This is a genomic window from Sinorhizobium glycinis, from assembly GCF_001651865.1.
GTDB classification, from domain to species: domain Bacteria; phylum Pseudomonadota; class Alphaproteobacteria; order Rhizobiales; family Rhizobiaceae; genus Sinorhizobium; species Sinorhizobium glycinis.
In genome coordinates this window covers 133,524-146,204 of the sequence record NZ_LPUX01000068.1, presented here as the reverse complement: position 1 = coordinate 146,204, position 12,681 = coordinate 133,524, and the positions used below count along the sequence as shown (strand labels likewise).

The 12,681-nt window shown below is 61.8% G+C and carries 9 protein-coding genes; 1 reads left to right on the top strand and 8 read right to left on the bottom strand.

Translation table 11 applies throughout. The features are described from left to right. Positions 1-83: 83 nt before the first annotated feature. The 8 genes from AU381_RS27130 to AU381_RS27095 all read right to left on the bottom strand — a co-directional run bounded on the left by AU381_RS27130 (position 84) and on the right by AU381_RS27095 (position 12,356). A complete protein-coding gene (locus tag AU381_RS27130; protein WP_064244691.1) occupies positions 84-1,301 on the bottom strand; it encodes an OmpP1/FadL family transporter in 1,218 nt (405 codons plus the stop codon). A 443-nt stretch (positions 1,302-1,744) separates the two neighbouring features. Continuing rightward, the gene (locus tag AU381_RS27125; RefSeq protein WP_064244690.1) at positions 1,745-4,588 is read right to left on the bottom strand and encodes a valine--tRNA ligase; all 2,844 of its coding nucleotides are present in this window, start codon (positions 4,586-4,588) and stop codon (positions 1,745-1,747) included. Positions 4,589-4,900: 312 nt separating this feature from the next. Beyond that, positions 4,901-5,701: a PopZ family protein gene (locus tag AU381_RS27120; protein WP_064244689.1), complete on the bottom strand. Its 801-nt coding sequence runs from the start codon at positions 5,699-5,701 to the stop codon at positions 4,901-4,903. Positions 5,702-5,964: 263 nt separating this feature from the next. Continuing rightward, on the bottom strand, positions 5,965-7,347 hold the full coding sequence (gene tolC / locus AU381_RS27115; protein ID WP_064244792.1) for an outer membrane channel protein TolC: 1,383 nt from the start codon (positions 7,345-7,347) through the stop codon (positions 5,965-5,967). Between the two features lie 334 nt (positions 7,348-7,681). After that, complete coding sequence (locus AU381_RS27110; protein WP_064244688.1) at positions 7,682-8,341, bottom strand: protein-L-isoaspartate O-methyltransferase family protein; 660 nt, start codon at positions 8,339-8,341, stop codon at positions 7,682-7,684. Positions 8,342-8,559: 218 nt separating this feature from the next. Next, positions 8,560-8,985, bottom strand: a complete 426-nt coding sequence (gene exbD / locus AU381_RS27105; RefSeq protein WP_064244687.1) for a TonB system transport protein ExbD — start codon at positions 8,983-8,985, stop codon at positions 8,560-8,562. Positions 8,986-8,990: 5 nt separating this feature from the next. Then, positions 8,991-9,959 (bottom strand): tonB-system energizer ExbB, encoded by a 969-nt coding sequence (gene exbB, locus AU381_RS27100; RefSeq protein WP_064244686.1) that lies wholly within the window; start codon positions 9,957-9,959, stop codon positions 8,991-8,993. A 198-nt stretch (positions 9,960-10,157) separates the two neighbouring features. Next, positions 10,158-12,356, bottom strand: coding sequence for a ComEC/Rec2 family competence protein (locus AU381_RS27095; protein WP_425288636.1), 2,199 nt, complete (start codon positions 12,354-12,356; stop codon positions 10,158-10,160). Between the two features lie 18 nt (positions 12,357-12,374). On the opposite strand from AU381_RS27095, the gene AU381_RS30970 reads away from it, so the two are divergent. Beyond that, entirely contained in the window at positions 12,375-12,545 is a 171-nt protein-coding gene (locus tag AU381_RS30970; protein WP_244520159.1) for a hypothetical protein, read from the top strand. Positions 12,546-12,681: the final 136 nt, after the last annotated feature.

Here is a 12,681-nt window from a genome sequence, read left to right as displayed (position 1 = left end):
TTATAAGCAGCGGCCGAAACGGATCGCTCGGGCAAAAAAAGAGCCCGGCAGAACCGGGCCCTGAGACGCTGATCGTATGGAGATCAGAACCTGACTTTTAGAGATGTCGAGATCGCGCCGACGAAGTCGTTGTCGAAGTCATAGGTCACTTCGTCGCCGTAGACCTCTCCTTGGTACGTCGTCGGACCGGACTCCCCGCTCGTCATGATGCCGACGACGCCGGCAAGCCGAAGCTCGATGTTCTGCGTGGGGGTATAGGAAACGGCCGTACCGAGCGTCCAAGTATCCGTCTGCGTACCGATCCCGGTGCTCGTGCCGCGATCCCAAGCCACGCTGACGGCACCGCTCCACTGATCGTTGAATTTGTGACCAATACCGCCGGTGATCGTCCAGCCGTCGCGATAGAGCAAATCGAGGCTCGTGCACGGTGTAAACGGCGTCACCGTCGCCGGGCAGAAATTGAGGACTTGCAGTTGGCTCCAGTCAGTCCACTTGACCGAGCCGAATGCCAGCCATCCGGGAGCGATGCCGGACTGCACCTTGAGTTCCAGCGAATCCGGCATCGAGGCGGAGCCGGAGACGTCATATTTCGTTAGCCCCAACTCCCTCAAGTCGATGGATCCGGAGAGATCATCCAGGTCGACGGCACTGTTGTAAACGAGGCTCGCGCGCATCGCGTATTCTGGAATTTCATAGGCAACACCGGTGCGCCAGCCCCAGCCGGAGCCTTCAAGATCGAGACGACCGATGCCGTTACCGGGGACAGCGAAGTCCGGTGCAACCAAACGTTCCTTGAAGCCTCCGACTTCCTGATAGAACGCACCGCCGATCAGACGAACGAAACCTGGGCCCATATCCCATTTGTAAGAGCAGGTGGCCGCGTAGTTGTCGCTTTCGACCTTTGTCTCGATATTGTCGTTCGCACCCATCCAGTTCTTGCCCGGATTACTGTGGGCGCCCCAAGGCTGGGAGTAGTCCGCCATACAGTCAATACTGTCACCCAAACCAGCTTTCACGCCGACACGGGGCGCCCAATAGCCTTCCGTATCGCGAACGCTCGTGCTGCCGCCGCCCAAACCATTGGAGCCGATGCCATTCGCCGGATTGATGTCCGTGACGTCCTTGAGATCACGCTGCGGACTGACATAAGTCGCCGTCGCTTCCGCCGCGTAATCCGATGGATCGAACAAGAGGTCGATATTGTAACCGCTGCGCTCCAGCCCCCCAGCCTGCGCAGCCGACGCGACGAGCACTCCAGCAACGGCTGCGAGGATGCTCCTTTTCAGTCCATTTTGAGCCATTCAGCTCCTCCCCTGCATTTCACGGAATGCGGCGTTTCGCCTCGCGCCGCCGCACTTGGGCTGACTATTCGTCACGATGCCGTGATTGGCAATTCGCGACCGGTCGCCTAAAGCCGACAGTTTCTGTCATCAAATTACGTAAGAATTTCATGATTCGGCCATATTCCGAATATGGCGAAATGCATTTCCACAATTTAAGTATGAATTCGCTAAAGTCGGAAAAAAAATCTACAGAGTGAGCAATGTGTGACGTCACAACAACAATATTTCTTTTTGGAACCCAGCCCGCGCGGCGCCCCTTGGAAAACGCCGCAACAAAACCCATGCGTGTATTCCGAAGATTGATCGACCGATAGCGGGGGCGATTCGAAGGATCTCTTGAGGCGACAAAAATCCGCGGCATTTCTGCCGCGGATTCGCTCATCTTCCAACATCGAAGCGACCTAACCTGCTTCCGACACGCGGCTCAGAGCAACGCCAAGCGAATCCTTCTGCAGGTCGAGTTCGGCCAGTCGCTCCCGTTCCGCTTCGACCAGTTCGGGCTTTGCGTTGGCGACGAATTTTTCATTGGCGAGTTTGCCGAGAATTCTCTCGCGCTCGACGTCTACCTTGGCGATTGCCTTCTCGAGGCGGGATTTTTCGGCCGCCAGGTCGATGAGGCTTCCGAGCGGAAGGCAGGCTGTCGCCTCGCCTATGACGATCTGCGCGCTGCCGCGCGGCGCCACCGCCGCGTGCTCGATGCTCTCGACCCTCGCCAGCCGCTTGATCGCCGAGGCATGCCGATCGAGCCGCTCGCTCGTCAAACCCTTGGCACCGACAACGACCAGCGGTGCCATCGCCGACGGCGGAACGTTCATTTCCGCCCGAACCGAACGAATCCCGGACACGAGGTCGATCAGCCAGTTGATTTCGTCCGCGGCCAGGTCATCGGCGTAGAAGGCGGCCGGCCATTCGGCGTGGCACAGGAGCGTCGCCCGGTCGCGCCCCGGGCCCGCAGTCTTTTCCCACAGCTCCTCGGTCATGAAGGGCATGAACGGGTGCAGCAGCTTGTAGATTTCGTCCAGCACGTATGCCACGCAAGCCTGCGATTCGCGCTTCGCAGCCTCGTCCGCGCCACTGAAGACCGGCTTCAACAGTTCGAGATACCAGTCGCAGAACTGGTTCCATATGAAGCGATACAGGCTTCCGGCCGCATCGTTGAACCGATATCCCTCGACCGCTTCGGTGACGTCGCGGATCGTGCGCGACAGCTCTGTCAGTATCCAGCGGTTGACCGTCTGCGAGGCGGCTTCCGGAACGAAACCGTCGGTGCCCGTGGCGCCGTTCATCTCGGCAAAACGCGTGGCGTTCCAGAGCTTGGTGCCGAAGTTGCGGTAGCCGGCAATGCGGGCCGGATCGAGTTTCACATCGCGACCCTGTGCCGCCATGATCGCCAGCGTGAAGCGCAGGGCGTCGGCGCCGTACTCGTCGATCAGTTCGAGCGGATCGATGACGTTGCCCTTCGACTTCGACATCTTCTGCCCGTTCTTGTCGCGAACGAGCGCATGGACGTACACGGTGTGGAACGGCTCGACCGGCGTGCCGTCGGCGTCCTTCATGAAATGCAGGCCCATCATCATCATCCGGGCGACCCAGAAGAAGATGATGTCGAAACCGGTGACCAGAACATCGGTCTGGTAGTATTTTTCGAGCTCCGGCGTCTCCGTCGGCCAACCAAGTGTCGAGAAGGGCCAAAGGGCGGAGGAGAACCAGGTGTCCAGCACATCCTCGTCGCGCGTGAGTATTTCACCCGGCTTGAAGTTCTCGAGCAGGTCCTCGACATAGGCCTTCATGGGGCCCTCATGGGCCAGGTAATGCTGAATCGCCGCGTGCAGCGCCTCTTCCTCCGTCTTCTCGACGAAGACCTGGCCGTCCGGACCGTACCAGGCCGGGATCTGATGACCCCACCAGAGCTGACGCGAAATGCACCAGGGCTGGATATTCTCCATCCATTCGAAATAGGTCTTTTCCCAGTTCTTGGGAACGAAGGTCGTGCGCCCTTCCCTGACCGAGGCGATGGCCGGCCTGGCCAAGGTCTTTGCGTCGACATACCACTGCTCTGTCAGGCGCGGCTCGATCGGCACGCCGCCGCGATCACCGTGCGGCACCATGTGCCTGTGCGGCTCGATATGGTCGACGAGGCCTGCCGCCTCGAGAATTTCGACGATCAGCCGGCGCGCCTCGAACCTGTCCTTGCCCTCGAGCTGATCCCAGGCGCCATGGAGCGCCGCCGGGTGATCCAGGCCCTCGAGGAAATCCTCGTTGTTCTTGATCGCGATGCGGCCGTCCGGCGTCAACACGTTGACCTGACGTAGCCCCCTGCGCTTGCCGACCTCGAAATCGTTGAAGTCGTGCGCCGGCGTCATCTTCACCGCGCCGGTGCCGGTCGTCGGGTCCGGATACTCATCGGCGACGATCGGGATGCGGCGTCCGACGATCGGCAGGATGACGTGCTTGCCGACGATCCCCCTGTAGCGCGCGTCATCTGGATGCACCGCAACACCGGTGTCTCCGAGCATCGTTTCCGGACGCGTCGTGGCGACGACCAGATAGTCGCGCGTTTCCCATTCAGTGGCATTGCCGTCTTCGTCGAAGGCGACGGGATGCTGATAGGTGACGCCCTCTTCGAGCGGATAGCGCAGATGCCAGAGATGCCCGTTGACCTCGACCTGCTCGACCTCGATGTCCGAAATCGCCGTCTGCAGCTTCGGGTCCCAGTTGACCAGGCGCGTGTCGCGGTAGATCAAGCCTTCCTTGTAGAGACTGACGAATACCTCGACGACCGCTTCGGACAGCCCCTCGTCCATGGTGAAGCGCTCGCGCGACCAGTCACAGGAGGCGCCAAGCCGCTTCAACTGGTTGAAGATCAGCCCGCCGGATTCGGCCTTCCATTCCCAGACCTTCTCGATGAAGGCCTCGCGCCCCATCTCGCGGCGGCCCGGCAGCTTGCGCTGAGCGAGTTGACGCTCGACGACCATCTGCGTGGCAATGCCGGCATGGTCCATGCCCGGCTGCCAGAGGACATCCTTCCCGCGCATGCGCTCGAAGCGCACCATGACATCCTGCAGCGTGTTGTTGAGGGCATGACCCATGTGCAGAGAGCCGGTAACATTTGGCGGGGGGATCACGATGCAGAAGGTCTCGGTATCCGGCTTTGCGCCGGCGCCGGCACGAAACGCGTTTTCATCGTCCCACTTCTTGGCAATACGCGGATCGACGGATGCGGAATCGTAGGTCTTATCGAGCATTCTTTGACCGATTTTGGAGATTGATGTCAGCGTTTGTAAACCGGAACGGCCCGCGCAAGTCAACACAAACGGGTAAAAAGCCGAGAAGACCCGGGCTCTCTCTACAGCATGTTTCCTAATATCATAACCGATCTGGACAAAAACACGCGGCAATTCAAAATGCTACAGCGTCTGATAGGACGCGCGGCGCTGTAATCGACCAAAGGATATCCGGCGGTGGCTTTTCTCTGAACGTCTCGATAGCGCACAAGCGTCAGAATCAATACTGCATCGCTATTTTCGAGCGCTGCACAACCAGTCTCCCGGTACGGTTCAGCGGCGGGGACCGCGCGCGACCCGTTCGATTTCCTCGCGCACCATTCTTTCGACCAGCGTCGGCAAATTGTCGTCGAGCCACTCCTGCAGCATCGGGCGAAGCATGGCCTCTGCAATCTCGTCGAAGGACCGCTTCGGCCCGTGGTCCACCGCGTGCGCCAGATCATCAAAAGCACGCGCCACCTGACGGCCGACGGCCGGTGAAACGATCGCCCCGCTGGTCTTCTCGATCTTCGTCGCCGCTTGCGGAGCGGGCGAATAGGCTGGGGCGGCGGCCACCGGCGCAGGCTCGTCAGCAAGGTACCGCGACGAAGCGCCATCGGGGGCGGATTCGGCGGCGGCCGAGGGCGCTTTCGAAAACGAAACTGCCGCCATTCGGGATGTGATCACCGGGCTGTCCTCTGCCGGGCTTTTGTCTGCAGGACTGGTCTGCTCGGGGTTTGCCGGCTCCCTGGCGGCGTAATGCGACGCATGCCGCTCGGAGGCCGCTCGCACCCGTGCCGCCACATCGGCGAGCGAAAGCGGCGACGAAGAGGACGCGGGCACGCCCACGCCGCTATTGCTCGACTCCGCGTCCGAGGACGACATGCGGGTGGGGGCGTGGTGCTCGGACGGATCGAAGACTGCGGCATCGATTTCGGAGTCGATCGTCAATTCGATCTCGTCTTCCGTGCCGTCCTCGAAGGTCAGCGGTGCGGAGGCGCCGGCAAGACCAGGCTCGTTGTTCTCGATGATCTTGCGAATGGATGCCAGGATCTCATCCATCGAAGGTTCTCGTGCGACATTGAGCTGTGCCATTTCAATCCTCGTTTGCTGCGGACAAGCGCGAGTCAAAAAGCGGTCCGCGTGCCGATTTCGAACGAACCTTATGTGAGTTCGCGAACGAAACAAATGTCGCGAATCAGCTGAGGAAATTCTTGCACAGAATTGTTTTTTGCAGCAGGTGCCATGGAACGAAAGCAAATCGCGCGACCGTGGTAGCCCACGGACGCGCGATTCTTTTGTAATATGGCTCTCTCCTTAAACCGATATCGGTTCAAGGAAGGCGAAGCGCGGTAAACTCAGCGCCCGTCGACGGTACGCAGGCCGAACCACTTATCCTTGACGGCTTCGTAGTGCTGTTCGGGGCGATATTCGGCCACTTGCAGGCCCTGAACCGCGACGGTCAGCTTTCCCGTGGCCGCGAGCAGGGCGTAGCTCGCCACAACGGCATCGCGCTGTGCGGCGGCGAGCGATTCCTGCGCATCCAGGACGTCCTGCTGCGCATCGAGCACGTCAAGCGTCGTGCGCTGGCCGACCTTGCGTTCTTCGATGACGCCTTCCAAAGCGAGGTTCGCCGCCGAAATCTGCGACCGGCTGGCGGTGATCCGGGCAAGCGCGGATTCGAGCTGGGCATGGGCAGAAACGACCGTCTGCTGCACCGAGGCGCGTGCGGAATCGACGAGGATTCGCTGCTGACCCAGAACTTCCTTCGCCTGGCGAATCTGGCCGTATTCAGCGCCACCCTGGTAGATCGGAACCTCGAGACGGGCGGTAACGCTCGCGGTGGTGTCGTCGAGGCCCGAGCCCACAGTCGTGCCGGCATTGCCGGTGTTGCGCGTCACCGATCCCTGAATAACGACTCCGGGCAGCATCGTGCCCTCGGCCGATTTTACCTGGAAGCCGGCCGAATCGACATTGTACTGGGCTGCGAGGATCTGCGGGTTCTCCCGCAGGCCGGTGGCAACCGCCTGATCCAGAGACCGCGGCATGCCCTTGGTGGCCGGCCTCGGCTGGCGGATGCCGGTCGGAGCGGCGCCGACGATCTGTACATAGACCGCTTCGCTCTGCTTCAACTGGGCAATCGCGGTGACGAGCAGCGACTGGGCGTTGGCGAGTTCCGCCTCCGCCTGGCTCACATCCGTGCGCGTCCCCTCGCCCACATCGAGGCGAGCCTGGGCGGCATTCAACTGCTCCCGGAGGAAGGCGAGGTTCTGACGGCGTATGGAGACGATCTGCTGGTCGCGGGCAATATTCGCATAGGACTGTGCGGCCGCCAGAAGAATCTGGATCTCGTTGGCCTTCAGCGTCTCCCGGCCGGCGAACACGTCCGACTGCGCCGCCCTGACGTTGTTCAGGGTCTGAAATCCGTCGAAGATCGTTTGGGTGATCGAAATCCCGACCTGCCCGTCATGAAAATCTTCAACCCCAGTTCGCTCCCGATCGACGCGCGTCAGCGTACCGGTCGCCGAAGCAGAAACCTGAGGGCGGTAACCGGCCTTGGCGATCGGAACGCCCTCGTCGGTGGCCCGCAGCCCGGCGCGCGCGGCATTGAGATCCGGATTGTTTGCATAGGCCTTGGCCATTGCCCCGAAGATCGTCTCAGCGAGCACGGCGTGCGGCGCAAGCAATACACCGGTCGAGACAGCCGCCCACAAGGCTGCTTTGCGGACAATCGACACCATCTTCCCTCCGTTCGGCCGGGCGGCATTCACCCGGCAATTTCCAGCAGACCAGATCCCCATGGGCGGCCCACTCAATCAATACAACGACGCGCCCCACGGCCCCCTGTAAGTGCTGCATGGTTTACCCCTAAATCGGCTACGATAAGGAAACATGCAGTAGGCCGGCAAATCACCGCTTCTTTCCACTTTGAACCCCGGATTCGAACTTACGACAACCGTACACTGCATTCGAGGGGGGCATTTCAAAAAGAAACACATGGTACGTTGCCGATTGGCAACATTGCAAAATTTGGGTGTGACATACACATGTTGAGTTACCTCAACAAGAGGCACCTCAGAAAATGAACGACCGCTCGCGATGGAAGCCAGGCAGAGGCTTCACGGACGTATTGAAATCGGATCGCTCGGAAGTCCTGCCCGATTCGCGTACATAGAGTTTTGCACGGGATGCGTTACCAAACCCTTCAACGGCAACGAGGCGACCGCCGTCTCGTAGCTGCTCGAACAGCGACGCGGGAATCGCTTCGACCGCGCCGTTGATGAAGATCACGTCATAGGGGGCTTCAGCAGCGTATCCCTTGGTGAGATCGCCCCTCGCGACCGCAACATTGCCATAACCGAGACGCCCCAGCGTCTCGGTTGCCGCGGCGGCAAGCGATTCATCGCTCTCCAGCGCCACGACGGAGCCGGCGATGAGCGACAGCACGGCGGAAGCATATCCCGTGCCCGAACCGATCTCGAGAACGGTGTCCGTTTTGCTGACCCCAGCGAGCTGCAGCAGCTTCGCCAGCGGAGACGGCTCCATGAGGTAGCGCGGAGCAGTGCCACCGACAAGCTCGATATCCGCGTCGATATAGGCCAGTTCCTTCATCTTCGCCGGCACGAATTCCTCGCGCGGCACCGAGAGGAAGGCAGTCAGAACCGAATGGGAGGTCACATCCGTCGTTCGGATCTGATTGTCCACCATCTTAATGCGCGCTGCTTCGAAGTCCATGATACTGCCTCATGTGCGGATGGGCGCGGCGCCGTCATCCCGGAGCCCCGCGCGATCTTAGCCTGGCTGCGTGGCAGCCTCTTGCTTAAGCTCATAATTCGCCGCACCGCCGGTTTCAAGCGACCGCGGCATTTCGGCCTGCAAAAAGGGAAAACCGCCAGCGGTCACGCTGGCGGCGGCTTGTGATCGGATTGACGAGGGTTGGGGCGCGGGATCCGTCAGCGGCCGGGTGCGGCCTCGAGCCCAACGAGCGCTATCTTGCCGTAGCCCGCTCCCTGAATGAAGTTCATCACCGTCATCAGCTCGCCGTAGTCGACCAGCCGGTCAGCGCGAATCAGGACGCGCGTCTCCTTGTTTCCGTTCGTGATCCGGTCGAGTTCCGCGACGAAGGCGTCACGTCCCGTTTCCTCATTGCCTATGGCAAGCGACAGATCCGCCTTCAACGTCACGAATACCGGCTTGTCATCGCGCGGCGTCGGCTTGGCTACCGATTGCGGCAAGTCTACCTTCATGTCGACGGTCGCCAGGGGGGCAGCCACCATGAAGATGATCAAGAGAACCAGCATCACGTCGATGAACGGCGTAACATTGATCTCGCTGTTCTCGTCGAGATCGCCGCTGCCCTCGGAGATTCTTCCCGCCATAGTCGTCACCCGATCCTGGCGATCGACGCATCGGCACCATGGCCATAGCCGTCCTGCCGGCGCGGCTGCGCCTTGCGGACATGACGATAGTCGAGATCACGACTGACAAGCCTTTCAACCGCGTCGGCGGCATCCGCCAGTATGAGCTTGTACCCCCCGACCGAGCGGGCAAAGTAATTGTAAATCACAACTGCCGGGATGGCCGCGACAAGCCCGATGGCGGTTGCCAGCAGGGCCTCGGCGATACCCGGCGCGACAATCGCCAGATTGGTGGTCTGCGCCTTGCTGATGCCGATGAAGGAATTCATGATCCCCCAGACGGTGCCGAACAGGCCAACGAAGGGACCGACCGAGCCGATCGATGCGAGAACGCCGGTGCCTGCGCTCATCCTTTTGCCGGCACGGATCTCGATGCGGGCGAGCAGCGAAGCGACACGCTCCTTGACGCCTGCTGCCGGCGCTTGATCCAGAAGCACCTCGGAACGTGAGAGTTCATCAATAGCGGCAGCGATCATCTCGGCCGCCGCTCCAGCCCTGCGATCGAGCTCCGTCTCCACCTCGGACAGACCTTTTGCTGCAGTCAGCACGCGAACCGCGCGCTTGATCCGCGACTTCGCAAAGGCAAGCTCCAGCGTCTTCACGAAGAAAATCGCCCAAGTGAGCACGGAGGCCAGGGCAAGCGCGATCATCACGCTTTTGACGACCACGTCCGCGGCGAGGAACATGCCGACCGGCGACAGGTCGTGCGGCAGGACTGCAGCGCCTCCGCCGGCGAGCGCGCTGCCGTCGGTTGGCGGAGGCGTCGTTACGAGAGCCGGATTGTTCTCCGCCGCAGCCGGCATCGGGACGGACGTTTGCTCGCCGATCGGCGCCGTTGGTGCCGTCTGGGCCACCGCCACTTCCGGACCGGCAAGGAAAATGGCAAGCGTGGCCGCCATCAGCATGTTCAAGGTCGGTTGAGTCCAATTCGACATCTCGTTCCTCACAATTTGGTACGCGCTTGCCTGGTTGGCTTCGGCGTATTTCAACCGGTCGCAGGTGGCAGCCTGCCCGGCTCCCTCGCCGGCACGCTCTTACGACAAACACGGTTCGGATGACAAGAATTTCTTGAGTATAATAATCATGAATGATGGCGAGGCAACGACCGGACGGGCTGAATGCTTCGATACCCCCTAGAATCCCGCCTCTTCGGAGGAGAATGTGTCGCTGCGCCAATCATAGCGGCGGTGCTGCTGCCACGGCCTTTGCGTCGATGGAAACGACGTCACGATGCGCATGCGCGCGGGCTGCGCTGGATCGGCATAGATCTCCATCGCACCGGTCCGTCGCAACGTCCTGCCGGTCACGACCAATGACTTGCCTGACGAACAGGCGGGCAGCACCCGGCGTGTTGGGGCAACCACCAGGTCGACGCGACCGCACAGGAGCGCGAAGACGTCCGGCGCATCGATCACGGCAATCGCCCAGCCTTCTCGGCTGCGACCGACGCACCACTCGCCCTTGCGGCAAGAAAAGGCACCCGGACTCGCGGCAGCCAGAGCCGCCGCCGCTTTGGCGGCGCTCTCCATTGCGTCGACCGAGCCTTTGGCAGTCCGCGGCGGGCGTTCAACGCCTCCCTCGGAAACCCCGCTTGCGGCAGACGTCTCGACCGGCGCGATGCGCCCGTCGAGAGCAAGCGCCCGCTGCCATTGCGAGAAGATGAACTCCGGCGGGCGCGCCTTGTTCGTCGCGATCGCTTCCCCGGCGATCAGGCCGACCAACTGGCCGTCTTCGGATATCGTAATCGAAGGTCGCGCCGCCTGGCGCTCCAGCGCTATGGATGACCCGCCCAGAAGGATCAATGCGGCTCCGGTAACAGCGAGACGGGTCCTCAGCGCGCAGAGCAACACCCCGCCGAAAGCGAGCAGGAAGAAGCCTGTGGCGCCGATGCGACCGGTGATCCACTCACCGTCGAGCGTCGCCACGTAGCGCGCGACGGCAAGCATCCAGTCCAGCCCCTGCCCCATGACCATCAAGGGGTAATATTCGAGCCCAAAGGGCATGAGCAGCATGGCAAACAGGCCGAACGGCATGATGAGAATGCCGATCAACGGCGTCGTCAGCACATTGGCCAGGAGCCCGTAGGCCGGAAGCCGGTGGAAGTGCGCTGCGGCGTAGACGGCAGTGGCCAGTCCGCCAATCAGCGATGTCGCAACCGTGGCGACGATGGGACCGGCGACTCGGCCCAGGTTCAGTCGAGACGTCTTGGCGTCCGCATTCCGCAGCCGATGCTCGCGCCAGCGGGCATAGCCGGCCACAAGTGCCAGAGTGGCCGCAAAGGACATCTGAAAGCCGGGACCGGCCACCGCCGAAGGCGACCATGCGATGATGACGAGAGCGGCGAGCGCGACATTGCGCAGGCTGATCGAGACGCGGTCGAAAAAGACGGCGACGAGCATGATCGAGATCATGATCCAGGACCTGAGGGCCGACACCGCACCGCCGGAAATCAGGATGTACAGGAAAACCATGGTGAGCGCGCCGGCGGCCGCGTACTTCTTGATCGGGCGCTTCGCCGCAAGGCCGGGGATCAGGCTCAACAGTGTTCGCGCACCGATGAGAAAGGTGCCGGCTGCCAGCACCATGTTGAGTCCGGAGATCGCAAGGACGTGCGAGAGCCCGGCGGCCCGCAACGTCTCGACGGTCTCGCGGCTGATGGCGCGTTCCTCGCCGGTCACCAGTGCTGCGGCGATGGCGCCCGTGTCGCCGCCGATCGCCGTCCTGATCCGATTGCCGACCGCTTCGCGCAAAGCCGCCAAGTGGGCGGTCGCCTGCAGTGAGAGCGAGAGATCGCCGCTGCCGTCCATCGCCCCGCGCGGCGCACCGTAGAAAAAGCCGACGGCGCCCACGCCTTTGAAATAGGCGTCGAATGCGAAGTCGTTGAGACCGGGCAGCGCCGGACCGGACGGCGGCAAGAGACGAACCTTGCCCGCGATCGCCGAGCCAATCGGGAAGGGTTCGTGGCGACTGCGCGCCACCAGCGTCGCCTTCTCGGGAGACCGGCGGAGCCGCGGCTCGGATGTCTGGACGATCTCGACCAGGTAGCGCCACCGTCCCTTATCGTCCGGCTCACGCGACAGCACGGTCCCGCGCAGGTTCGTCGTGACCGGCCCGTCGAGAATAACCGTATCGAAACGGTTCGTTTCGATCGCGGCAAGCAGCATGCCGATGACCAGGATTGTCGGCGCGATCGCGAGCGGCCTCCACGCACGCATGTTTCCCCGGCACGACAAAGCAGATATGCCGAAAATGCAAAGCAGCGCTGCGAGTTTGGCAATTCCGACGCTTTCCGCGAGCGAAAACCACAGGACGGCGCCGAGCGCCAGAAGCACCGGGATCAACACGAACCCATGGCCGAAATCATCCTCCTCGCGCAGCGAAGCACGCAGAAGATCAACGACGGAGCCGGCCGAAGATCGAAGCCTGTCGGCAGAAAAGCGGCGATCGAGCCTCGCCGGGGGAGGCTGACCTGCCTTGATCTGTGGGAGATCGGCAGTCTGAAGGACGGCTGCGGAACCTGATAGATGCCATGCGCTCCGCTCCGCGTCGCGCATCAATGCCGCTTGCTGCCCTTCCCGCATTTCGTTCTGCCTGCCCCTTCTGGCTGCCCTCATCGATCCTGCAACCAAAGGAAGCCCATTGCAATCGGAAGACTAG